General features: G+C 36.6%; 20 protein-coding genes. 7 read left to right on the top strand and 13 right to left on the bottom strand.

What is annotated here, in order from left to right; all coding sequences use genetic code 11:
- The first annotated feature begins 302 nt into the window (after positions 1-302).
- Positions 303-3,140, top strand: coding sequence for a S8 family serine peptidase (locus H1R81_RS24070; RefSeq protein ID WP_181843311.1), 2,838 nt, complete (start codon positions 303-305; stop codon positions 3,138-3,140).
- A gap of 126 nt (positions 3,141-3,266) precedes the next feature.
- On the opposite strand, the gene H1R81_RS24065 is transcribed toward H1R81_RS24070, so the two are convergent.
- From H1R81_RS24065 to H1R81_RS24040, 6 genes are all read right to left on the bottom strand, one after another.
- On the bottom strand, positions 3,267-5,816 hold the full coding sequence (locus H1R81_RS24065) for a sodium-translocating pyrophosphatase (RefSeq protein ID WP_181843310.1): 2,550 nt from the start codon (positions 5,814-5,816) through the stop codon (positions 3,267-3,269).
- A 213-nt stretch (positions 5,817-6,029) separates the two neighbouring features.
- Positions 6,030-9,323, bottom strand: coding sequence for a S8 family serine peptidase (locus H1R81_RS24060; protein WP_181843309.1), 3,294 nt, complete (start codon positions 9,321-9,323; stop codon positions 6,030-6,032).
- A gap of 233 nt (positions 9,324-9,556) precedes the next feature.
- Positions 9,557-10,471, bottom strand: coding sequence for a DUF6607 family protein (locus tag H1R81_RS24055; RefSeq protein WP_181843308.1), 915 nt, complete (start codon positions 10,469-10,471; stop codon positions 9,557-9,559).
- Between the two features lie 145 nt (positions 10,472-10,616).
- On the bottom strand, positions 10,617-11,321 hold the full coding sequence (locus H1R81_RS24050) for a nickel transport complex, NikM subunit,transmembrane (RefSeq protein ID WP_181843307.1): 705 nt from the start codon (positions 11,319-11,321) through the stop codon (positions 10,617-10,619).
- 51 nt (positions 11,322-11,372) lie between these two features.
- Complete coding sequence (locus tag H1R81_RS24045) at positions 11,373-12,545, bottom strand: PepSY domain-containing protein (protein WP_181843306.1); 1,173 nt, start codon at positions 12,543-12,545, stop codon at positions 11,373-11,375.
- Between the two features lie 5 nt (positions 12,546-12,550).
- Positions 12,551-14,893 carry a TonB-dependent receptor gene (locus H1R81_RS24040; protein WP_181843305.1) on the bottom strand — a complete coding sequence of 781 codons (2,343 nt, stop codon included), beginning with the start codon at positions 14,891-14,893 and terminating at the stop codon, positions 12,551-12,553.
- Between the two features lie 228 nt (positions 14,894-15,121).
- Here H1R81_RS24040 and H1R81_RS24035 point away from each other — a divergent pair, with 228 nt between their 5' ends.
- From H1R81_RS24035 to H1R81_RS24025, 3 genes are all read left to right on the top strand, one after another.
- Positions 15,122-15,589 carry a Fur family transcriptional regulator gene (locus H1R81_RS24035; protein WP_181843304.1) on the top strand — a complete coding sequence of 156 codons (468 nt, stop codon included), beginning with the start codon at positions 15,122-15,124 and terminating at the stop codon, positions 15,587-15,589.
- Positions 15,590-15,661: 72 nt separating this feature from the next.
- The gene (locus tag H1R81_RS24030; protein WP_181843303.1) at positions 15,662-15,988 is read left to right on the top strand and encodes a DUF6686 family protein; all 327 of its coding nucleotides are present in this window, start codon (positions 15,662-15,664) and stop codon (positions 15,986-15,988) included.
- A gap of 257 nt (positions 15,989-16,245) precedes the next feature.
- A complete protein-coding gene (locus H1R81_RS24025) occupies positions 16,246-17,766 on the top strand; it encodes a 3-coathanger stack domain-containing protein (RefSeq protein ID WP_181843302.1) in 1,521 nt (506 codons plus the stop codon).
- A gap of 57 nt (positions 17,767-17,823) precedes the next feature.
- Here H1R81_RS24025 and H1R81_RS24020 read toward each other — a convergent pair whose 3' ends face one another.
- Together H1R81_RS24020 and H1R81_RS24015 are read right to left on the bottom strand one after the other, a co-directional pair.
- Positions 17,824-18,381 (bottom strand): 50S ribosomal protein L25, encoded by a 558-nt coding sequence (locus H1R81_RS24020; protein WP_181843301.1) that lies wholly within the window; start codon positions 18,379-18,381, stop codon positions 17,824-17,826.
- Between the two features lie 44 nt (positions 18,382-18,425).
- Positions 18,426-19,376: a ribose-phosphate pyrophosphokinase gene (locus tag H1R81_RS24015; RefSeq protein WP_181843300.1), complete on the bottom strand. Its 951-nt coding sequence runs from the start codon at positions 19,374-19,376 to the stop codon at positions 18,426-18,428.
- A 128-nt stretch (positions 19,377-19,504) separates the two neighbouring features.
- Between H1R81_RS24015 and H1R81_RS24010 the strand changes: the two genes are divergently transcribed.
- The 3 genes from H1R81_RS24010 to H1R81_RS24000 all read left to right on the top strand — a co-directional run bounded on the left by H1R81_RS24010 (position 19,505) and on the right by H1R81_RS24000 (position 21,847).
- A complete protein-coding gene (locus H1R81_RS24010; protein ID WP_181843299.1) occupies positions 19,505-19,906 on the top strand; it encodes a hypothetical protein in 402 nt (133 codons plus the stop codon).
- Between the two features lie 145 nt (positions 19,907-20,051).
- Complete coding sequence (locus H1R81_RS24005) at positions 20,052-20,642, top strand: RNA polymerase sigma factor (RefSeq protein WP_181843298.1); 591 nt, start codon at positions 20,052-20,054, stop codon at positions 20,640-20,642.
- Between the two features lie 2 nt (positions 20,643-20,644).
- Positions 20,645-21,847 carry a hypothetical protein gene (locus H1R81_RS24000; RefSeq protein WP_181843297.1) on the top strand — a complete coding sequence of 401 codons (1,203 nt, stop codon included), beginning with the start codon at positions 20,645-20,647 and terminating at the stop codon, positions 21,845-21,847.
- Here the strand turns inward: H1R81_RS24000 and H1R81_RS23995 are convergent.
- The 5 genes from H1R81_RS23995 to H1R81_RS23975 all read right to left on the bottom strand — a co-directional run bounded on the left by H1R81_RS23995 (position 21,825) and on the right by H1R81_RS23975 (position 25,811).
- On the bottom strand, positions 21,825-22,535 hold the full coding sequence (locus H1R81_RS23995; protein ID WP_181843296.1) for a pirin: 711 nt from the start codon (positions 22,533-22,535) through the stop codon (positions 21,825-21,827). The two genes, H1R81_RS24000 and H1R81_RS23995, sit on opposite strands and share 23 nt — an antisense overlap.
- Positions 22,536-22,539: 4 nt before the next feature.
- Complete coding sequence (locus H1R81_RS23990) at positions 22,540-23,055, bottom strand: hypothetical protein (RefSeq protein ID WP_181843295.1); 516 nt, start codon at positions 23,053-23,055, stop codon at positions 22,540-22,542.
- An 89-nt stretch (positions 23,056-23,144) separates the two neighbouring features.
- Positions 23,145-23,870, bottom strand: coding sequence for an intradiol ring-cleavage dioxygenase (locus H1R81_RS23985; protein ID WP_181843294.1), 726 nt, complete (start codon positions 23,868-23,870; stop codon positions 23,145-23,147).
- 104 nt (positions 23,871-23,974) lie between these two features.
- Positions 23,975-24,676 carry a LytTR family DNA-binding domain-containing protein gene (locus H1R81_RS23980; protein WP_181843293.1) on the bottom strand — a complete coding sequence of 234 codons (702 nt, stop codon included), beginning with the start codon at positions 24,674-24,676 and terminating at the stop codon, positions 23,975-23,977.
- A 1-nt stretch (position 24,677) separates the two neighbouring features.
- Positions 24,678-25,811, bottom strand: a complete 1,134-nt coding sequence (locus H1R81_RS23975) for a sensor histidine kinase (RefSeq protein ID WP_181843292.1) — start codon at positions 25,809-25,811, stop codon at positions 24,678-24,680.
- Between the last annotated feature and the right edge of the window lie 36 nt (positions 25,812-25,847).

Raw genomic sequence — 25,847 nt, 5'->3', positions numbered from 1 at the left:
TTCAAAAATTTGCGCAATATTATCAATTGAGTCATTCTGGTTTGAGTAAATGTCTCATAAAAACTAAGAAAGTTCGCTTGTAACCTTAAAGAATTTCAAGCCTTTTTATGTAATCATAAATTGATTTCAATAATTACATATTTTCAGAGTAAAATGTTCATTGTTAAGACAGACATTTATACAAAAATATCATATTACTTTAGATGCTTTAACATATGTAGACGTAATAACCAACTAAGTCTGCAAAAGTAAATCAAATACCCATTTATACTAGCCAGGCAAATAAAAATTTATTTCAATCTATGCGTATATTTCTACTAATTGTTACCACACTAATCACATTTTCATCAATAGGTCAGAAAGTCAATAAAGATTTTATTGAAGGAGAAATTTATTTAAAGGTAAAACAAAAGCCTTTTGGCATAGTTTCAAGCACTGTTAATTTAACAAGTGAACTACTATTTCTACAAAAGTTTTCTTCTGAATTTGTGTTAGAACAGGCAAGTAAACCTTTTTACACTACCAATTCTGAAAACCTTCAAAAGATTTATAGGTTGAAGCTCAAAAGCCCGGATAAAGCTGATGAATTGCTTAACCAATTAATAAAAATGCCTGAAGTTGCAATAGCTGAAAAGGTCAGGCTTAGACAAACCATTTCTACTCCAAATGACCCCGATACTGAAACTCAATGGCATCTAAACAAAATTAAAGCCTTTGAAGCATGGGATGCAAACCCTGGAACTGCGACGATTGTTGTGGCTGTAGTTGACAATGCAATTCAGACCAACCATCCGGACTTACAAGCTAATATGCTTGCGGGCAAAGATTTGGGAGATAACGATAATAATCCAAATCCTCCAAACACGAGTTTCAGTCATGGCACACACGTGGCCGGGATAGTAAGTGCCGTCTCCAATAATAACCTGGGAATTGCATCCGCGAGTAATAATCGTGTAAAAGTATTACCTGTCAAAGCTACTCCTGACGGAGCAGATCCAAGAGGAATTTATTACGGATATGAGGGTATTGTTTGGGCCGCTGATAATGGTGCCAATATTATCAGTTTGTCTTGGGGAGGAATCGGTTTTTCTCAGGTTGAACAAGAGGTTATTGACTATGCTCATGACAAAGGGATAATAATTGTTGCTGCGGCCGGAAATGAAGAAACATCTATAGAAAGCTACCCTGCCGCCTACAGGCACGTAATATCGGTTGCAAGTTTAGATAATGATGATAAACTGAGCTCTTTTTCTAATTTTGGAACCTGGGTGGATATTGCTGCTCCAGGGCGGGGTATTTTGAGTACTATTCCTTTTAATAGCTATGCTACATTTAATGGCACTTCGATGGCCACACCTTTGGTTGCAAGTGCACTGGGATATGTATGGTCATGTTTTCCTGCTTTAACACCGACACAGTTAGAGAGTGTGTTGTTTCATACAGCAGATAATCTGGACACTGTAAATCCTGCCTTTAAGGGTCTTTTAGGTGCAGGAAGGGTAAATCTTCTTAAAGCAATCTCCTGCCCAAACTTAGGTTTAGTAACTGCTACAATTACTCCTGATGGTAGTACATACATTTGTCAGGGACAGTCTGTTACTCTCAATGCGAGTGTTGTTAATGGTAATACGTTTCAATGGTTTAAAAATGACATATTAACCAATATTACTACTCCTAACTTTTCTGCAACGCCCGGAGCCAATTATCATGTAATCATTAAAAATGGTAATTGTAGTATAATTTCAGACAAAACGAAAGTACTTTTAAATACAGCTTTTACAGATACCCCAATTGTCTCTGATAAAGAAGTTACCTATTGCGCAGATCTGAATCTGGCAGGTGGCCTTATTGCAACTACCATTAACTGTAATTATGGTGGACCAACTACTTTCGTTTACAATGGACCAATGGTGGGATATGATGGTTTTGATAAGAGTGGTGATGACCCTAATGTAAATGTATTCAGCTTAACCGGAACCATAATAAAGGTAAAGGTCTCAATTACCTGGGAAAAGAAAGACCAGTTTGATAAAAATTCATGTGGATTTACGGACGGAGGTGACTCACCTTATAATGACGAAGTTTCTTTCAAATTGCAGTCTCCCACGGGTAAAATCATTACATTAATAGCTTCAGGAACCTATTCAGGTGGAGCAACAACCTCTGGCGTTGTAACAACAGTTTTTGAAACTGAAGCAAGTCCAATAACACAAGGTTCATTGCCTTCCTCAGGCACTTTTGCTCCGGCAGAATCATTTAATGCATTTCTTAATGAAAATCCAACCGGAATATGGACATTATTACCAGAAGATGATAATGCCATTGATCCTCTTTGTGTCAAAGGGTTTTCGGTTACCATTACTACAAATGGACCAATCCAGCCTCCAGTGATCTCATGGTGGAGTGCACCAAATGGAGGCAACCAATTAGCTAATGGTTCTGAATTTTTTCCACCAACAAATATTACCGGAGAAAAAACTTTTTATGTACAGGCACTTTGTGAAGGCTTATGCCCAAGCCCAAGAATTCCTGTAAGGCTGAATGTTCTGACCATTCCACAAGTATATGTTTTTCCTGTTTCTTCTACCCTAACCAATTCTCCTGAGTTTAAGGAACTTATTCAGAAACAGACACTTCGATTCACGAAGAATACTGATAATATTTATCAGATTTACGACGCCTCCAATCTCCAATCAGAATATATACCAATCGGGGACACCCCACCATTAACAAGCCCTGTTACAATTTGCACTACTACTGAATCCTATTTGCTTATCGCTCAGGATTGCCCGACAAATGTTATAACCTGGAATAATGGAGAGAATGGTCAATCATTAGTGGTTACACCTTCGTCTCCTATCGGCTACAATGCGTATTGTCATAAAGAATGGTCTCCTTGCGCGCCCATCTCTTCTAATAATATTTTGTTTGTTTCACCCTCTGATGCAGTTACAATTATGAATAGAGTTTATGCTAATTCTATTCAGACTTTCACTGGCAATACCATTACAGCTACTAATTTTATCGAAACGCCAGCCCAAACCACTTATAAAGCGAATAAATCTGTTATGCTCAACGCAGGGTTTAGTGTAAGTGGGAATAGTGTGTTTACAGCTAAAATAGGTGGATGTAGTGATTGATTTATCGGATTTACGGCCAAGCTACATTTTAATTCAATTTAGGTATCCATTTCATTCAAACAAAAAGCCTACCATGAAATTCACAGTAGGCTTTTAAGTATTGCCTTATTGGTGATAATAGTAGGCTTAGGCTACTTCCAGACGTGAAGCGTTGATACCTAACCCAACTAAAGCAGCTTTTACAGCCATTGCACGTTTATCAGCTAATTCTTTGTCATTGCCTCCCTTTTCAGAAATTCCTGCTGCTTTTATACTTACATTCGGATACGCTTTCAGGATTTCAGCAATGTTTAGTATTTCATTCATTGAGGTAGTCTCAATTGAAGCGCTTCCGGTTGCAAAGTTTAAATTATTGAAATTGAATGAAAGGTTTTCTTTTGAATCAGAAGTTTCAATTAAATTTATCAACTGATCTTCTACACCACCTTCAAGATAATTCAATGTGACACCAGTTGATAAAGTTTTGTTAATGCTTGAAGGAAGTGAAGACTCTATCACAGGGGCAGTATTTTTTGAAGAACCTACTTCTGTTGATTTAACAGCAATATAAGGCGCAATTACCAACGAAACGATTGACATCAACTTTATCAAAATATTCATTGATGGGCCTGAGGTATCTTTGAATGGGTCTCCAACGGTATCACCAGTGACAGAGGCTTTATGAGGCTCCGATTTTTTGTAATAGGTTTCGCCATCAATTACTACTCCTTTTTCAAAAGATTTCTTGGCATTATCCCATGCACCACCAGCGTTTGACTGAAACATCCCCATAAGCACACCTGAAACTGTAACCCCAGCTAATAAACCACCAAGGATTTCGGCAGAGGAAGTACCCTCAAAAACTCCTTTAAACCCAAAACCTACTAATACTGGCACTATCAGAGCTATTGCTCCGGGTAAAATCATTTGTTTGATTGATGCTTGAGTAGAAATTGCGACACATTTTTCATATTCAGGTTCAGCTTTGTATTCCATAATTCCCGGAATTTCACGAAACTGTCGACGCACCTCATTCACCATTTCCATAGCAGCTTTACCAACTGCCGAAATACATAATGCGCTGAAAATGAATGGAATCATGCCACCGATAAATAAGCCGGCCAGTACTGGAGCTTTATAGATATCAATAGCTGAAATGCCTGCGATACCTACGAAAGCAGCAAATAATGCCAATGAGGTTAAAGCAGCAGAGGCAATAGCAAAACCTTTTCCGGTTGCTGCTGTTGTGTTACCAACTGCATCAAGGTTATCTGTACGACCACGAACTTCTGACGGTAATTGAGACATTTCAGCAATACCACCTGCATTGTCAGCAATCGGGCCGAAAGCATCAATCGCTAATTGCATGGCAGTGGTTGCCATCATACCTGCAGCTGCAATAGAAACACCATAGAGACCAGCAAAGCTGTAAGAAAGAATAATACCTGCAGCCAATACAATGATCGGTAATACTGTGGATTCCATACCTACGGCCAATCCACCAATAATATTTGTAGCATGCCCTGTGCCTGATTTCTGAACAATAGAAAGCACCGGGCGTTTACCCATGGCTGTATAGTATTCTGTGATAATTGACATCAAAGCACCAACAACAAGACCCACAACAATTGCCCAGAATACTCCCATTGAGGTAAATTCATGCCCACGCAGGCTTAGTGATTCTGGTAAAATTTTAGTAACTAAAAAGTACGAAGCAATAAGTGTTATTACAATAGAAGCCCAGTTGCCTAAATTCAATGCATTCTGAACAGATGCTTCTTCGTTACTGATACGCACAAAAAAAGTAGAAACCAAAGAAGCTAATAAACCCACACCGGCAATCATCATCGGAAGAATTACTGGCGAGAAACCTCCAAAATTATCTATAACGCTTATTTCCTGTCCTAATACCATAGTAGCGAGGATAGTTGCAACATAAGAGCCAAATAAGTCAGCCCCCATTCCGGCCACATCACCAACGTTATCACCCACATTATCTGCGATAGTAGCCGGGTTACGAACGTCGTCTTCAGGAATACCCGCCTCTACTTTTCCTACCAGGTCGGCACCCACGTCAGCAGCTTTTGTATAGATACCACCACCTACACGCGCAAATAGTGCAATCGACTCTGCTCCTAATGAAAACCCTGCTAATACTTCAATAGCTTTTTTCATGTTATCCGAAGTAAGCAATTCGCCTTTTGCAAAGTAGTTATAGAAAATAATAAAGAGTCCACTCAAGCCTAAAACGGCTAATCCTGCCACACCCATTCCCATTACTGAACCTCCGGTAAAAGATACCTGAAGTGCTTTTGATAATGAAGTGCGTGCTGCCTGTGCTGTGCGTACGTTAGCCTTGGTAGCGATTTTCATACCAATATAGCCCGCTGTTGCTGAGAAAACCGCTCCTATCAAAAATGCCACAGCAATAATTGGAGAAGAATGTATTGGGGATTCGGGAGTGCCTTCTCTTGAGCCTAACCAAGCTAATAAAATAGCGGTTGGAATGGCAAAAAAAGCTAAGATTTTCCATTCTGCTTTCAGGAATGCAATTGCTCCATCGGCTATATAGCCAGAGAGCTTTTGCATATTGGCATCTCCGGTTGGTTGGTTAGACACCCAACTAAATCGCCAAGCAGTGTAAAGTAATCCGATTATTCCGAACACCGGAACAAGATAGACAATCATTGAATCCATAATGAATTATTTTGAGTTTAGTAAGTATTTTTATCTAAAGTCTGCAAATTTAATATAAGAAGTTGAATTAGAAAATGTGAGCGTTTGAAAATTAAAAGGTTGCAACAAACATAGTGTCGTAAATATCTAATTATCAATAAATTAAAGAATTTATATTTTAAACAACCCAGAGATTTTATTAATAAATTAAGTTTTTTTTGTACTTTGTTTTATTTAATTGGCACAACCATCTTCAATACGTGCAGTAAAAACACTATTCGTATCGACTGAAAATCCGGGAAGAAACACAATTGAATTATCTGCCTTAATCGAGGTATCTGAAGTTGTGCTAACAGTGGTAGTTGCAGTTATCCTTTTGCCAACAAAAGTCTGTAAACCCCTTTGAGGAATATGATTATTTATCATTACTTCTACAGGCTTTACATGAACAATCTGCTCTTTATAGGGTGTCCAGCAACCAGAAGATTGTTCTCTGCATCTGACTGAATAGCTATTTGTTAATGTCGGAGAAATTATAATCCCGACTCCATCACTATTTGGCAGCCATTGATAATCACCGTTGCATCCGACACCTAATAGCAAAACTTTAGTGCCATTACAAACCGTAACTGGATTAACTAATGGTGCTCTATCTGAAATAACAGCCACATAGCTTCCATTCTGAATAGTTACAGGATTTTGGTTACTCATATTTGCCTTTGAAAGCAGTGGACTAATCTGGGCTGCTATCTCTGAGCTAATAGTGTAAGCTATAACTGACGGGGGTGTAATAGCAGCTGTATTGATTGAGAGATTAACAGGGACTCTTATACTTGGACAAACTCCTGAACACTGATTTTGAACATAGTAGGTATGTATGCCGGCTAAAGTATCTGAAGCAATGAATTCACTGCCAATACCCAATCGCTTACCATCTGTGGGTGAATTCCACCAGCTAAATGTATTCGGCAGGATTACATTGTCTACCTGAATATCAATGGAAAAAGCGGAAACGCAAAGAGGATCACCGCTTGAATTATCATTTGGCAATAAGGTCCAGGTTCCATTAGCGATTTGCCCATTAAAAAAAGCTAATTCCTCACTCGGAGCAAATATTCCAGATACCGGGCCTGTTTGAGGAGTTATCGATGGTTTACCATCTTCAAAAGTGAGAACTACCTGACCACCATATGAATAATAATTATAGGTGTTATCCTGTAAAAGGGATATGATAGTTCCATTAGGTGACTTTAATCTAAAGGAAATTTCATCGTTATATGGTTGGCCTCCACCATGTGGTAAACTGCAAGCATTTAAACCCTCCTGATCTTTTTTCTCAAAGGTTATGGATACTTTTATTTTTCCGATCACATTTGTCCCTAAATCTGTAATATTAATTGATGGATTATCGCCAATTCTTTCATTGCCATCGTAAGCAACAACACCCCCGGTGTAAGAATAAGAATTTATAACCGAACCCATACACATATCAGCTGTAGCCTGTAATCCATTGCCTGCACTCAGGCTTTTACCTTCACAAATTTCTCTACCTACAACTCCTGGGCTTTGTGCACTTTGTGTGGTTATTGTAATTTTGATCTGATTTGACTTCGCAATACATTGCCCTGATTTCTGTTCTACATAATATTCACCTGCTTCCGATGCAGTAAAACTTAAATCTGTAGCTTCATTAACAGATTGGTTATCCTTTTTCCACTGATAGTTAGCGTTACTAATGCCATTCACAAATAATGTTGTACTTTGACCTAAGCAAAGGACTGTTGAGTTTTCAGATATTATACTGGGATTAAGAGTAATAAAGGAAACGTTGACAGCAGGTGACGTTGTTGTGCAATTATTACCTGATAAACTTACTGTATAATAACCATTTTGTTTTGCATACAACTGAAATGATCCCGTACCTATATCTAATCCATCTTTTTTCCATTGGTAGTTAATCCCTTCTAAATTCGATACAGAAAGCAGAATGGAATCTCCAACACAGGCAATCGTTGACGCAACATTAATTACCACGCTATCAGGCACAACACTAACCTTTACTGAGGAAGCAGCAATAGTACAGGTATTTTTTGTAACAATTACAGTGTACTGACCGGTTTCAGAGGCATTATAAGCAGGTTGATTGCTGCCTATATTAACTCCATTTTTTTTCCATTGATATGAAGCTCCTTCATAAGTATTACAAGAAAGTTGAACCATACCCCCACTGCACAAAACATTTGTTGCTGATGGGTTAATAACCGGTTGAATGTTATCCTCCATACAAGATATGGCTTTTAGGACATTTACTCTACCGCTACCTAATAGTCCTATATACCCTGAATTGTGAATATCAATATTATCGCAGGTACTTTTAATCAGATTTTCTAATTGCGCCGGATTCAAATTGGGTTTAACAGACCAGACGTAGGCAAAAATACTGCTTACGATTGGAGCAGCCATAGAAGTTCCGCTCCAATAATCATACTTATTAGTAGGAATAGTGCTATAAATTCCGCTTCCGGGAGCTACTAAATCAACAGAAGAACCATAATTTGAAAAATAACTTTTCTCATCATTTGAAGTTACACTACCTACAGAGATAACATGATTATAAGAGGCCGGGTAGTAGCTTGTATTCTGATTATTATTACCTGCAGCTGCAATAATTATCACCCCTGAATTATATGCGTTATCAATCACTGCCTGGTCAGTAAGAGAATAACCACTGCCACCCCACGATATATTGATAATATTCGCTCCGTGAGCTACTGCCCATTCTATCCCTTCAAAACCATGATAAACACTTTGCGGGTCGCCACTATCAGGAGTAACTTTTATGGGGAGTATCTTCACTCTGTTGATTCCTACCGAAGCAATGCCATTATTATTATTGGTAACAGCACCAACTAAACCAGCAACATGAGTACCATGAAAAAAGGTTGAGTCGGGCGGTGAGGGGTCGTTATCATTATCAGATATGTCTCTTCCAGGTAAAATATTCGCGGCCAGATCGATATGGTTTACTTGAATGGCATTATCAACTACAGCAACAACAAGATCAACTCCACCTTGAGATATATCCCATGCTTCATATGCTTTTATTTTACTCAAGTAGTATTGATTCCCTATTTTTGGATCACTGGGGACGGAGATAATCTGATGGAAAGGAACACGTTCAATATATTCAATCCTTTTGTCTTTCTCTATTTCCTTAATAAATTGATGCAAAAGCTTTGGATTTGAAATCTTCAGACGATAAACCCTTTGCAAATCTACTACGTTGGAAAAATAAAAAGCCCGTTTTACTCCCGAGACTTCTGAGATATGGGCCGCCTTTGATAGGAAAGGAAGCTCCTGAGCCATATTAACGGCTCCATTAGGCAGGTTCAGGGTAAATTTTGGAAATTCTTTAAGTTTGATATATACCTCGCCATCAACATAATCTTTATCAATGGTTTGAGCAAAAATGAAATTTCCTGACAAAAATAGTAATACACTTGAAAACAATAGAAGTTGTGTTCTCATGCAACGAGATTTTAATTAGATTTATGGTGTGGCTACATAGAATGGGTCAGGAAAGACTAAATCGTGTTTTATTTAGATACAAGCATTATTCATGCCATAAATCGTCATTAAATAGCATTAAATTTGGTGATTATAATTGCTGTAAGAGTAGACATACGCATTTTTTTATGCAAAAACCTCTCATGAAAATCACAAGAGGTTTTCTAACACTCAGATACATCAGGACAGAACGATTAATTCTTTCCTATTACTTCATCATTGTATATAACAAATTGATTCAATACGTCTTTGATTTTCTTACGATTGGTCGCTGAGTCATTTTTTTCTTTCTCAATTGCTGAAAAATACTCACTTAACATTTTGCTTCTTACAAATTGCTTGATGCTAATATTTTTATGTTTATCAAATACTTGTGCCCACTCAGCACGTACATCTGCCCAGAAGGCCGAATGCTCAGCCCACCATTTTTTGGTTACTTCACATGCCTTTTCATCGCTTAATTTTCTATAGTCATTGATACCCTTTTCCTGAACAATCAATAAGTCGTTCCCCTCTTTTCTCAGAATCTTGTCATTATCCTGTTCATGCAAATAACCTGTTTCATTTACATATATTCTATTACCGCGTTTCAAGACATTATAGTCTTTTCTTTTAGTGTACTCGCGGCGTGGAAGTGGTGCATCTACTTTACTTTCCCAAAGGTGTTTGCCATTGGCATGAGACCATTGCGCAAATCCTTCATAACGTGGCGCATCATCAACCTCATATACTTTTTGAGTCCATCCCTTTTTTATATGATTTTTATCAAACTGGCTGTACTTCCAGACGCCTTCTTTATAAAAGCTCAACAAGTTCGGATCTTCGTAAGTCCAGTCTTCACGCCAGTGTTTCACCACCATAGTATCTGCAATAGCTAATAAATGCTGGATAACAATTTTGTCTTTTGATTCTTCAACCACAAAAACGTATTCCGTTCCTTTGGCATGATACTGATCTTTCAGTTTATATTCTTTATTCGGAGTAAAAGTCTCTGCATAATCAAATTTTACTTCGTGGCAACCGCATTGCCCTTTGATGGCAGCAATATCAGCAGATTTCTGAGCAAATGCACCGAAGCCCGCTAATAAAAAAATAACTATTTTTTTCATATTTAATTAATTTTAGATTTTGATTTATGGTTGTTTTAAATTGAAAAATTGTAAATCGAGAATTGTTGAGCAGTGAATAATTATATAATTAGAAGGCCTTTTTTATCTTATTATATTCGCGAATTCATCATTCGCCAAAGTACTTTTATCTCACCTCAATTGTGGTTTCTGAATGGTAACGAATTGATTCATACTCTTTTTCCTTATAAGTACCTGGGGTTTTATCGATCCACTCGGCTTCTATTAAGTAAATACCTTTGGTATTAGGTATAAAAGAAGCCCTCCCTCTTTCACTGGTTATTCTTACTTTCTCCCAACCATCAGGGCTGATAATTGTCAGTTTTGCTTTATCTACAGGAAAATTATTTTTGAATGCATTCAGGTTAATCCCATTGTCGGATTCAGTAGCTATAATATCCAGAAAGTTATTTGGTTTAGTCACAGCAGTAAATTTGCCAACAACGTAGTTAGTTCTCAGGTATTGCATTGGTCTCACAATTCCTAAGTTATGCTTTGCCCAATCCTGAACTTCTCTTGTTTCGTTAATCCCCATAATCTGATAATTCCCCTCGGTTTTTGGTGTAAAACTCCCCTCCCAGTGTGTTTCAGTCTGAAATGTTGGCACATTAATGCGATCTCCGGCTTCATCAATTACAAAAAGTTTTATTTCATTCATTTTATCCAGAAATTTTCCTTTCATTCTCCCCTGGTTTACAAATTCACCATAAAAAATCTGAATTTTAACAGGCTCTCCTACTTTGCCAGAGCCTTTCACTTCAAGCCAGTAGCCATGCGCCTCTGATAAAAAAGGAATAAGCAACAAGGCGAAAATTATAATTTTATTTTTCATAAAGTTTAGTATTAAATAGGTATGTACAATCAGATTTAACTTAATAACTGTTCAATAGTACCTTGGCTTAAAAATCTGCGATTTTGATGTAGCTGGTCTGGCAACTCCTTTAGTTGCTTTCTTTCTTCTACCCCACCATATACAGAACCCTGTAACTGGCAAACTGGCCGCAATGAGGCTGGCAAAGAAAGCCAATACTTTACCCGCAAAGCCAAATGCAGCCCCAACATGAATATCATAATTCATCCTCATAATTTTATCTGCCATCGAAATGTCCTTTAAACGTCCATAAGGGTGAGTAACTGAAACCTCTTTCAATGTATATTGATCAAAATAACGATAGTCGTGCTTCCAATAAACATCTGCATCTGTTGTAGTAGCAGTAACGATTGTTGATTTGGAGGTTTCAGGTGGATGTACTTCAATTGTTGCTGCATCAGGAGTTTCGGTTCTCATCTTTTTCCAGATTTTGTCGATAGCCGGAGTTTTGTCGGTAACAGCAGCAACAGGTTCTCCAGATTCCGGCTCATAATATTCCTGGATTGTTTTTCCGCCTGATATAGTATAATAATAGGTTTTTGAAAACCATTGAAAACCCCATACTAAACCTGTAACTGCAATAATAATTACTACCCAGGTCATATAAAATCCTAAAACATTGTGTAGATCATAATTAACCCGACGCCATTTTGCATTCCATTTAATAGTAAATCTTTGATTAGCTGCTGACTTATTTTTTGGCCACCAGAGAACCAGTCCGCTAATCATAAGAAAAATAAAAATAAGGGTTGCAGAAGCTACAACAGGCTGTCCGATTTTCTCAGGAAGCCAAAGATAAAAGTGACCGTCCAGAATAAACCGGAAGAAATCCTCATCCATATTCACTGCTTTTAATACTTGTCCACTATATGGATTCACGTAAACCAAATAATAATAGGTAGGTTCATAGTGATAAATGGTAGCAATAGCAGCCCTGCCAGGTCTTTCATACGTTATACTGTGAATAACTTTATCTGGAACTGCTTTTTCTACAATAGATTTGATGGTCGATGGGGGCAGGATCGTTTTTTTTTCAATCTCAACATATCTGTAAGATTGTATTAAGTCCTGAATTTCTACCTGAAATGCGTATATACACCCTGTAATACTTACGATGAACACCACCAGCCCGGACACAAGTCCGAGCCAGAGATGTATTTTACCAATTGCTTTTTTAAAAGTCATTCCTCTTAAAATTTGTAATTAACTGATAGACGTAGATTTCTTTTTGCTTCTGTCTGGTAATAAAAGAACTGACTCCATTCATAATATCCCCCCATATATAAATAAGCATTTGTGAGATTATTTATATTTAGAGCTACTGCAAATTTGTTTGCCTGATAAGAAATCGCACCATCCATTCTGAAATAGTTAGGCAAGCCTTGTTTTGTACCATCAAATACATACCAGGATGAACGGCCAGCCTGATACTGACCTCCTAAAGAGATACCAAAGCCTTGTAAACTACCATTGGTTGCTTTATAGCTTAACCAGGCATTCGCAACATTTTTTGAGGTTCCGGGTATCTGTATTCCTATCTTTTCTTCATCAGTATCCTTAGTTACTTTGCCATCTGTATAGGCATAATTTATAGTTAAATCTAATCCATGAGTAATTTGTCCTCGCAAGTCAAATTCAATACCTTTTACCTGGGTTTGCCCTAATTGAATTGAGAAGAACTGATTATTAGGATCACTTGTAAGGACATTATTTTTAGTAATATTATAGGCAGAAACCGAAGTTGACCATAGCCCTCCCAGCCATTCGCGTTTAATCCCGATTTCCTTGTTATCGCCGGTAATAGGGTCAAACGCCTTGCCTTTAACATCAGCACCTGCTTGTGGAACAAAGGCCTGATCAAATACTGCATAAACACTGGTGTTCTGGTTCAAGGAGTAGCTTAGGCCAACACGCGGAGTAAATTTCTCTGCGTTGGCAAAACCAGAGTATGGGTCACTATTTTGTGCCTTTGTGTATCTTCCGGCAATGGTTAATCTTAATTTATCCTGCATGAAACGAAGTTCATCCTGAGCATAGATGGCTGCATAATTTTGTGCATAATATACACCTCTCTGACGTAAGCTCAGGCTTCGGTCATATTTAGGATAAGCAGATGCCGGAACCGTACCATATACTGGATTATAGATATTAAAACCATTCGGTCCTGAATACGTGCCTCCTTGATTCCAATCATGAAAAAAGTCTTTCTGCCCCATATCAAGGCCTGCTAAAATACGGTGGTTGATAAATCCTGTTTTTACATCTCCATTGGCAAAGAACTGACCTACTTTAGTAATTCCTAATACATCCCATATAGAAGCTCCTCTTATCAGCGTATCACCATTAGCAGAGAAACCAGTCGGCCATAACGATTGCCCGATCTGACTGTATTTCATGTAGGCCAGTTGTCCTGTCAATTTCCAGTTATTATTAAGACTATGCGCTAATGTCAGAAAGAAAGTATTATCATTGATATTTGATGGATCCATATTCGGTTCTGCCGTTGTAAAGTTTACAGGCAAATCACCCATACCTTTTTTAGAAAAGGCATAGTTTGAGCCAATTACCGACATCTGATTGAACTGATAAGTATATTCAGCAGTCAAAGAAGTATTTGGTGTGAATTGGAATTTTAAAACAGGAGCAATCGAAATGCGGTTATTGAATTCATAATCACGGTGGGATCCTTTAGTTTGTCCCATAAGATTGAGGCGATATAAAAGTTTACCATCTTGTGATAATTTACCATCAAAGTCAAGTGTTGAGCGATAAGTATTGAAGCTACCTACGGTCATAGTCGCTTCACCTTTATTAATACCTGTAGGTTTTTTTGTTACGATATTATAAAAACCACTTGGTTCACCATTGGCCAACATAAAGCCCGCAGGCCCCTTTACAAACTCAATACGCTCAACCATACTCATGTCTTCAACTAATGGACCCCATGTAGATTGTACGTTCATCCCATTTCTGAAACCAGCAATCTGGGAACCTCTCATGTTTATTTGTGCATAAATATCCCAGTGCTCAACACGCGTAGCACCACTCACATTACGGGTTACACCCTCGAGCATATCAAAAATCTGCTGGTCTTGTATTAATTGTTTGGTAACTACCTGAATATTTTGAGGCACTTCTAAAAGAGGAGTTTTTAACCGAAGTGAGATTGAAGGGTAGTCCGTTACATACTTACTTGGATTTGCCTGTACAACCACCTCTTGCAATTGATTAGCACTAATCTCCATTTCAAAATCAAGTGTTATTGTTTCGTCCGCGTTAATACTGAATTTTTTTGTTTCTGCCTTTAATCCTACAAAACTTGCTTGAGCAGTGTACTCACCTGCTTTCAAATTCTTGATCTCATAATTACCTTCAGTATCAGCAGAAGCTCCTTTATTTGCTCCTTTTATAATCACATTTACAAATTCGGCTGGTTTACCATCATTGGTTGTTATCCTACCCTTTAATGTGCCATTTTGTGCCAAAACCCATCCACTGCACATCACTAATAATACTGTAAAAATTGACTTCATTTTTCTGTGTGTTTGTTTACTCATTATTCAAATAAATTTTCTGTGGTTGTTTGTTGCTGCAAATGTATATCTTATTTAGACTAATTAAAAATAAAAACGGAAATTTATTTGGATTAATTCTAAATAAGCATTTACCTTTGTATCGCAGGGCTGGAATAAGACAGTTCAAAACCCGGATAAATACTAATATATAAGCCCCATAAGGGATTTTTTTGTAAGGAAGGCATAATGAAAGATATACATTACGAGAAAGCGGTAGCTAAATTCCTGATTTTTTTAGAAGAAAAAGGATTAAGAAAAACCACCGAACGCATGATGATGCTTGAAGAAATATATTCTCGTCATGATCATTTTGATGCGGAAGATCTGTACAAAACCATGGTTGACAAAAAGCAATATGTTAGCAGAGCAACTATTTATAATAACCTTGAAGTTTTGTTGGAATGTGGATTGATTCGCAAGAACCAATTTGGCAATAATGTAACTAAATACGAAAAAGCAGCCAATTTCCGTCAGCATGATCATTTAATTTGTCTGGATTGCCAACAAGTTAAAGAATTCTGTGATCCGCGATTACAGCAAATTCAGAAAATGATTGGTGAAATGATGAAGTTCGAAATTACACAACACGATTTGTTATTATATGGACACTGTGAAAAATCTGATTGTGAGAATAAAATAATACTTAACAATTGAATAATAATTTTAATCACTCACCATGCCCTTGTAAATTCACTCAATAAATAAAAAGAAAATCGACTACAAAAAATGACTAATCACAAACTATTAGTACTCGCTTCAAGTGCGTATGGCTATATTGGTAAATGCCACTGTTGTGAAAAGTATAATCTGGTTTTTAACAATCAGTTATTCATTTTTTCAGAAGATGATTTAAGACAATTCAGACGAATGTTTGAAGATGAAAATACCATTTTTGAAGCAGGAGATTTGTGTTGTAACGGAAGATCAAAGGGGATGCGTACACCAATAAATAATTTTTATCTGCTATTTACTCCTAAAGAATTAGCGTACTTCAAAAATATGCTTGATGATACATTCGTAATGATTGAGGTCAATAAAGTATTACAATACTGAAAAATCCACACAGCAAAAAATTTATATTTAAGTCGTAAATAACTGTCGTAGTAAGCAATCTTGTCACCATTTTGTGTGGCAAGATTTTTTTTTCACCAAAATTAAGTAAATAGTAGCAAAATAGTACCAGAAACAACCATTCAATAAATAATATAGAATTAATCTAAATTATAATAATGATACCTCTAATTTTGACTATCCTAATTATAAAGAGAAAATCGATCGGTACTCTTTTAAAAACACCAACTCTATAAGCTATGAAGATATTCTTGCCTTTTATATGTTTTTTCACAGTTTATTTCTCCTGTAAAGCTCAACAACCTATTATTGAATGGCAAAAAACTTATGGTGGGAGTTTTTATGACAAAGCCGTATCTGTTGTAGAAACTTATGATGGAGGTTATTTTGTGTGTGGACACTCTCAATCAGACAATTATGACCTCGAAAATCACTATGGTTTTTTTGATGGGTGGGTAGTAAAGCTCAACCATACCGGAGAATTGCAGTGGAAAAGGTCGATAGGTGGTAGTGGAGAAGACTATATTAATTCGGTTATTGAAACTAATGACCATAAATATATATGTGTAGGATATAGTAATTCTGTAAATTATGATATTACTGAAAATTACGGGCATAATGATTTCTGGTTAATAAAATTTTCAGAAAACGGTGACATAGAATGGAAGAAAAGTTTAGGTGGTGGTAGCAATGATTATGCTTTTTCAATTTGCAGGTCGGATGATGACAGCTACCTTATTGCCGGATATTCAGAATCTAATGACAGTCTTGTAACAGGAAATCATGGTTTATTTGATGCCTGGTTGATTAAAATTGATGGTGGAGGAAATTTCCTATGGCAAAAATCTTATGGAGGTCTAAAAAACGATCATGCACATTCAGTAATAAAAACAAATGACGGAGGATTTGCTTTTGTAGGCTATTCAAGTTCGGAAGATTTACCAGGTCTCCCGAACAAAGGCGGTTTGGATTTCTGGATTGTTAAACTTGATAAAAATGGGGTCTTGCAATGGCAGAACACCTTCGGAGGTACGTTAGATGAATATGCCAAATCAGTTGTTCAATGCACAGATGGTAGTTTTGTTATTGCAGGTGAAACCTATTCTCACGACTTTGATGCTTCTGAAAACCATGCAGACTACGATAACCCAAGTAATAGAGATTTTCTTGTAGTAAAAATTGATAGTTTAGGGCAAAAACTTTGGAGTAGATGTTATGGTGGGCTAAAAAATGAATATGCCCGCTCAATTTTACAAATGGTTGATGGAGAATATTTAGTAGTAGGAGAATCATATTCCGCAAATGGTGAAGGAGACCCTATCGGGAACCACGGAAGTGCCGACTTCTGGCTACTTAAGCTTAATCCGATGAACGGAGATATGCGCTGGCAAAAAACCTATGGCGGTAGTGGGCATGATGAGCCTAATTGTTTGCTCAATACATTTGATAACGGATATCTGATTATAGGCAACACCGCTTCACCAAACGACGGTGATGTATCTGGTTGGCGGGGAGATGACGATTTCTGGATACTGAAACTTAAAAATAATGAATGTCAATCAGAAATGAATCTGACAAAAAATATTCCAAGCGGTAACTATGATTATTCAGCTTCGGAAAATATTAACTTTAATGGGCAAATATTGAACAATACCTCTGTCATAAAAATGCAGGCGAGTAAAAGTATTATTCTGATGAATGGTTTTCAGACACAACCGGGGGTTACATTTGAAGCTAAAATGGGTGGTTGCACTAATTGAAAAAATGGCGAGCTGTAGCCAGCCCGCCATATCTATTAGCGATAATTTACGGTCTTACTATTGACGTAAAGAACGTGGAATTGTAATAACTGCCACGGGATTACTCAAAGAATCTAAAACTTTTACACCTTCAATTTCCGCAATTGCTGAAACCTTGATAGATTTACCTAAATCCAGATCTTTGATGTCAACGTTTACGTAATCAGGGATATTTTTGGCTGGCCCTTGCAAACGTAGTTTTTGCATTTTTTGTACCAGTTTACCCCCTTTCTTTTGTCCTTCTGACGGACCGTGCAATTTAATCGGAACTGCTACTTTAATAACTTTATCCGGTGTGATTTCTAAGAAATCCGCATGAATAATCTGGTCATTTGTTGGATGGAATTGTGAATCCTGCAAAATACCAGTATAGATTTTTCCTTCAATGTTGATAGTTACTTCGTACACATCAGGAGTAAAAAGTAAATCACGGAATAAATAAGCCGGAGCATAAAACGATACCTGATCAGTACCACCATACAATACACACGGAACCATTCCTTGCCCACGTAATTCCTGTGAAGCCTGGCGTCCGAGATTCGCTCTGTTATACCCTACAATCTCAGTTTTTTTCATTTTCTTAAATTTTAATTAATGAATTTGGTCTTAACCTTTGTTGATTAAAAACCTAAATTCTGTTGATAATTTATAAATAAAGTGCTAATAGACCCATTATCTCTGATTCTTCCGATAGCCTTACCAAATAATTCGGCAACTGATAACACCTTAATCTTAGGGTTATCGTATTTTAATGGAATGGTATCAGTTACTATTAATTCTTCTAATACTGAATTAGAAATATTTTCATGCGCTTTACCTGAAAGAACACCATGAGTACAGAATGCTCTCACAGACTTCGCTCCTTTGGATAGAATCAACTCAGCTGCTTTACAGATAGTACCACCAGTATCAATTAAATCATCGACCAAAACCACATCAGAGCCTTCAACATCTCCTATAAGCTGCATTGAAGCAATCTCATTGGCTTTTTTCCGGTGTTTATCACAAATTACAATATCCGCATCGAAATAAGAAGCAAATTTTCTACAACGAGATACACCTCCAACATCAGGAGAAGCAAATTTAAGGTTTTCCAGTTTTTGAGTTTTAAGATAAGGCACAAAAACTGAAGTACCTTCAAGGTGGTCAACAGGAATATCAAAAAAACCCTGAATCTGCCCTGCGTGTAAATCCATCGTCATAACCCGGTCTGCACCAGCGGCTGTAAGCATATTAGCAATAAGTTTTGCTGTAATACCTACTCTTGGCTTATCTTTACGGTCTTGTCTGGCATATCCGAAATAAGGGATAACAGCACAAACATAGTGAGCTGAAGCACGTCTTGCGGCATCAATCATCATCAACAACTCCATGATATTATCACTTGGTGGAAAGGTCGACTGAACCAGAAAAACATCACACCCTCTTACAGACTCATCAAAACTTACCGAAATTTCACTATCAGCAAAGCGATTGATGCTTACCCCGCCTAAGTCTTTGCCATAATAATCAGCAACACGACTGGCTAAATACTTTGATGTAGTACCTGAAAAAATCTTAACTTCTGCCATTTTTTTTATGCCTCAAAAAAAGATGCGCAAAGGTACGCTTTTTGCTTAAAAAAACATATACCCTATTGGAATATTTTCGACTTTTTGTATAGATTTGCAATATTCATGGAATAATACCAGAACGAACCATGACAAATAAACGCCTAAAGCTGATGCAATTGTCGCTACTTGATGAAGTTCCTGAACTTAACAAAGTTTTTTTTCTGGATGTTTTTGCTGAGTCTTATTATGACAACAGTAAGAAACGTATGCGGCTCAGTACTATAAATGGCCAACAGGTGCCCTGCGATATTAAAGTGAGTTGTCCTTCTAAATTAGTTGCAAACTATCCCGAAGGAACAATCTTCAAATTAGATGCAAGACTTGTGAGAAGAGGTAATGGCAGAAACCCTTATTTTATTGCTATTAACCGTACTCATTTACAAAGGGCTTTAGAGTTTTTTGATTATAATCTGAAAGTGCAGAATGGTTTTGATTATGTATTTCCTAAAAAAGGAAAAAGCATGATAAGGCCTGCACTCCGGTCTTAATAAACTGAAATAATTAGACTCTACAAATTAAGAATCTCCTTGATTCTACTAATGATTTTTAAGGAATTAATTATTTCACACAGCGTTTTAACAGGTTATTTACGTCTTATCAAAAATAGTTTCACTATTCAATCGTAAATTTCCCGTGATAACTCAAACAGCAGAAATTTACTTAAAAACCTTAACCAGAAAAAAGCTATTGACCTCAAATAGTTTGATGGAGGTTGTCGCAGACTGCCTGAAAGGCAATGAAAAAGCCATGAAAATTTTTTATGAGCATTTTCACGGGTTTGCTTTGTCTGCTTGTATGAGTTATTGTGAAAACAGAGAAGACGCATTGGAAATAATGAATGATGGTTTCTTGAAAGTCTTCAAAAATCTCAGCAAAATAGATAATATTGAAAGTATTAAACCTTGGCTTCGGAGAATTATGATAAACGGAGCCATAGATCATTATAGAAAAAATATTCATAAACAATCAGCAGAACTAAACGATAATATTGCTGAATCAAATTATGGAGACGAGTCTGTTTATGCTAAACTCTCTTCTGAAGACATAATGCAGGCAGTTCAGAGCTTACCCACCAACTATCGTGTTGTTTTTAGTCTATATGCCATAGAAGGGTATTCTCACAAAGAAATTGCCGAAATGTTGAACATTGCAGAAAGTACTTCAAGGGCAAATCTGTCTTTAGCAAATGGTTTACTTCGTCAGAAATTAACAAAAAGATTGTAGTCATGTCAGAAGAAGAAAAATTCCATCGGATTATCAGGGAGAAATTAAAACATTTCCAGCCCGAATATTCGCCAGATGACTGGAGGAAGATGAAACGTAAAATTATGATAGATAATCTCTTGCGTTTCTCCATTCCAAGTGTTGTTGTATTGGTATTAGGATTAAGTTATTACTGGTTTACAGGTGATGACCCACTATCTACCAAATCTGAAATTCTTTCGCAAAAAACACCGATCACTAAATTAACGCCTAAACAAGAAGACTCAATTAATGATAAGACATTTACTAAACCAGAACTACCTGAAGAAAACAAATTAAGCCCTCCTCTACTCACGACTAAATTGCCCATAGTAGAAAAAACGTTTATTGAATCAGAAAATGTAGTTTCAGAACCTTTGACCAATTTAAAAGTAAGTAAATTAGTTTCAAGAAATATTGCAGCTCCTTCAGAAAAACATTCCGAGCTTCTTGATAAAGAAATCCGTTTTCTTAATGCTTCTGCTGTTTCAATGAGTGATAAAATTTTAAGGGTACGTGAATTAGGAAAAACTTATGAATTAACCTCTTACGAAGCACTTGATAGAAACGTGGATAAATGGAAAAATGTTGTTATTGTCTGTGATATGACTTCCAGTATGTTTCCGTACACAACACAAGTGTTTGACTGGATGATGGAGAATGTGGATAATAATAGTATAAAAGGTATAGTTTTCTTTACGGACTGTGATAGTTTAGGCAATGAAACCAAAGGGAAACTGCCGGGTAAAATGTTTACAGTAAAGAAAAAAGACGAATTATTATTGTGGGATACAATGTTTGCGGCTATAAATAATACTGAAAATAATAAAGATAAGGCCGAAAATAATATTGAAGCATTGCTGTATGCACAAAAGAACTTTCCAGAGGTAGATGAGATTGTTATGATTGCTGACAATAGCAGCCATGTAAAAGATATAAAAAGCCTTTCCAGACTTAAGAAAAAGACTCATATCATTTTATGTGGTGAAACCTATCAGAAAAATTTAGCCTTTCAGTCTGACTATGTGCAAATCGCAAAAAAAACAGACGGAAGTATTCATACTTTGGAAGATGATATCGAAAATCCGGCAAATATTAAAGAAATGACTGTTATACGGGTTGGCCGAATCTATTTCAGATTTCAGAAAGGTAAATTTTATACTACTAAAATGAGTTTCCGTCCTTAATTGCTACTTCTACTATCAGAATAATAGCATTGTTTGACAGTGCTTCAAATTCTATTTGTAGTGCTTCGTTATCTTCGTTCCACAAAGCTATACCATCTCTTGTTTCAACCAATCGGTTCTGAAACTCAAATGCTCCTTCAACTACAAATCCAAAAACGCCTTTATCTCTATCATTAATTGTTAAACCCCCTTCTTCCCTACCCGAAAATTTACCGATATAACACTTGTCCCCGATAGTCTTTAATTGATTTTTGTTGCCATCTAAATCAAATGAAATTTGCCTATTAGTTAAATTAATACTTACTGGATCGTTCTCAATCCAGATTTGTAAAAAATTCACCAACTCATCTTTGAAAGGGTTTGAAACCTGATAATAATCTCCCTTACTGAGCTTTAAAATCAAAGTTTCTCCTGCATCTAAAAAAAACTTTTGATCCTTATTGTCCTTTACCTCTATTCCTCCTACAATCGGAATTATGAATATTTCTAACGCTTTATCAACATTAGTAATAATCGCATTTCCGGCTGCCAACGTATCATCATTACAGGCAATCAGATTTCCAAAAGGTTTTTTACTTTCGTCAGAATAAGAACCGTGATTGAATGTATGAAAGCTCCTGAATATTTTTCGGTTAGTAATACCTCTTAGGTTCGACAGATAAATCTGCCCTTCTGTTTGAGTAAGCATGATGTTAAATAGTTTGAAAAGAAGAAATACTTAATAACAGCTGCAAGGATATTAAATCTGTTGAAATTTCATTTCCTGCACCTAATGCCTCTTTCTGTTTACTATAAGAAATTAATAATTGATTATCAATTGTATCAATCCAGATGATAGGTTCGCTATAAAAATAGATAGCCACTATATGTTCTTCCTTATTTTTATTATGAGACTGAACAATTTCAAATCTGAAATTTTTGAATGGTAAACACAATTGGTGATGCGCATTGGTAATGTCAGGAATGAGGTCATTCAATTGTCGAATATAGTTAATGGCGGCTGTACTTACCAGATAATGCAGTTTATCGGCAGCAGGAACATTCGCTATCAATTCCTGAAAAGTAGGGTACTTTTCTTCCTGATTATAGAATTGTGATTGCATAAAAAACTCCATATAAGTATCCTCAAAAACATGCTTTTCCCACTGTTTTTGCGCATTCACATCTATCATCTTCTTATAACACAAGCGAATGATTCCTTTTGCCATTGTTCATCTATTTATTGATTGGGTGATTTAGTGATTGATTTTGAATGGTGAATTGCGAATTAGCGATTAATTCAATCCCACAATAAAAATTAAACATTCACAACAATTGTATGCGTAAGCACGTAACCTGCTGCGGCACTTCCGGTTATGGCGGACATTTCTGTTGAGGTACCATCACTGAATACATTGTCTCTTGCATTGGTTGTGTCTGCCTGTCCATGGCTGGCATAAACCCCTTGCGCATAAACCACCTTATTGATATCCTCAGGAAAGGCTATCTGTGTTACAAGCAAAGATTTACCGCTGCTATTGTAAATGTGAACATGAATATGAGTAGCTCTACCAGAATACCAACCAGGGTAAATCGTTGTAAAAGTTACCAGACCATTAGCATCTGTGATCTGTCTGCCTCTCAGGAAGTGTACATTAGTGTAGTTGGTGCTTTGCATACCCGTTCCGCCATATTCTGAATAGTTTCCTTCGGCATCACAATGCCAGATGTCTACTAAGGCATTAGCTAAGGCAGCACAGCTATTGTTTTTATTCTGAATAGTGATTTTTACCGTAAGCTTAGTTCCTTTTCTATCAGAAGTAATATCGTTTGTAACCAGAGAGCCCGGGGTTTTCGTTGGGAAAGGTCCTTCTGTTTCGGTAGCTGTGGTTGTACACGAACCAGTAGTATTAGAACCTGTTGTAGAACCTGTTGCATCGGTACCTGTGGTATCAGGTGCTACATTTGTTTCGTTGCAAGCCGCAAACAGCGGAATAATGGCTAATGAGCCTAACCCCTTTCTTAAGAAATCTTTTCTGTCCATCGTATTCTTTTTCGTTTTATATCTCTATAGACGACGAAAAGAAAAATTTAATTGCATGTAAATCAGATTTATCGGTCAATGAAAAGTTTGTATCGGTAAACTGATTACTTTTTCTGCCAATCTTTAATAAAATGCTGGTAGGTATTACTAACAGGTAGCTCAATACCGGAGGTTAATAAAACATTTTTCTTTAAAACGGATTTTACTTTGGCATTAGCAACGATATAACTCCGGTGGATACGACTGAATTGATGAGCAGGTAATTGTTCTAAAATGCCCTTCAACGACATCAAGGTAAGTATGGGATGGGGTAATCCTGTTATATGAATCTTGATATAATCTTCAAGGCCCTCAATATATTCAATGGCATTCAATTCGATTTTAATTATACGGTATTCAGCACGTACAAAGACGTATTCCGGTGTTTCTATGATCAGATTGTTTTTAAAATTATTGTATTCAATCGCTTTTTTTACGGCCTTGCCGAATCTCTCAAAATCAACTGGTTTTAGCAGATAATCAATCGCCTCTAAATCAAAGCCTTCTACGGCAAATTTACGGTGAGCGGTGGTGAATATAATCATAGGTCGGATTTTCAAAGATTTTACCAGTTCTAATCCTGTAATATCTGGCATATTAATATCTACAAACAGTAAATCAATTTCATTTTCTTTCAGAAATTCCTGGCCTTGAATGGCATCATCAAACACCTGAATCAGGTCTAATTCAGGTAACCTTGAAATATATTCTTTTATTAACTCCAAAGCCAGGGGCTCATCGTCAATCGCAACACATTTGAGTAACATATTATGCTTCAATAATTAATTCGACATGATAAAACCCTGCTTCCTCACCACTACATAATGTATATTTATTTTTATATAAATGAGCCAATCTCTTATGAGTGTTTATCAATCCTATTCCGGTTCTTTCTACTTTTTTTGATGTAGCAAATAAAGTATTTCTACAATCGAACTTAATGGAATTGCTTTCGACAGCTATTTTAATATCAATAACAGAATTTTCATGATTACTAATGCCATGCTTAAAGGCATTTTCAACAAAAGTCATTAATAATAAAGGTAAAATCTGTTTTGAATCCGTTTTGCCTGACACTTCAAAAATTACACCTGTTTTTTTGCTTAGTCGTAATTTTTGCAAATCAATATAATTACTGATACACGCTATTTCGCTTTGTAGCGGAACAAAATCTTCAGCTACTTCATCAGTTACGTACCGCATAATCTGTGATAATTTCATAATACTCGCAGCCGTATTTTTATTGTTCGTTACCGCCAGCGAATAAATATTATTGAGCGTATTGAACAAAAAATGCGGGTTAATTTGGGCTTTTAGAAACGATAATTCAGCATATGCTTTATCTGCTTCTGCTTGAATAGCTCTTTGTTCCGACTCCTGCCATCGCTGACTAATTTTTAGCGCCATTCCCAATGCCCAAATCAGACCGAATAAAAATATACTGATTACATCAATTTTATTAGGAGGTTCCTGCCTTTGCCCTCGTTGAAAGCCTCCTGGCGGCTCTATTCTGGGTTCGTTAAAGTTTGGAGGTACTTCTCCTCGTGGTGGCGGAGGTCTATCAAATTCCGGAAATCGCTGGTTTACCTGCATTACACGGTTTTCTCTTTTTCTTTCAATAGCCAATCTATCAAATGGTTTAATAATGGCTATGCCAATTAACAAACAGAGAATAATGCCGAAATAAATAAAATATCTTTTTTGAAAAAAGAATTTTGGAATAAGCCAAAGTGTATTAAAGTAGAAAAGAACCATATAAATCAGGAAAAAGAACCAGAGATTAGGTCTTAAGAAAACCTCTGCTATGCTTCGGTTCTCTGATAGGAATAAAGTTGTCAGGCTGAAAACGGTGAGCCAGCCAACCAGATGCGTGATCAGTGAAACATTCTTCAATTGAAACATATTTAAAGATATAATCCTCAATGTGATTCCTCGAAA

Origin of the sequence: Emticicia sp. BO119, assembly GCF_013912375.1 — a bacterium.
Taxonomy (GTDB): domain Bacteria; phylum Bacteroidota; class Bacteroidia; order Cytophagales; family Spirosomataceae; genus Emticicia.
Note: the sequence above shows the minus strand (reverse complement) of the source record. Positions and strands in the feature narration are given on the sequence as shown.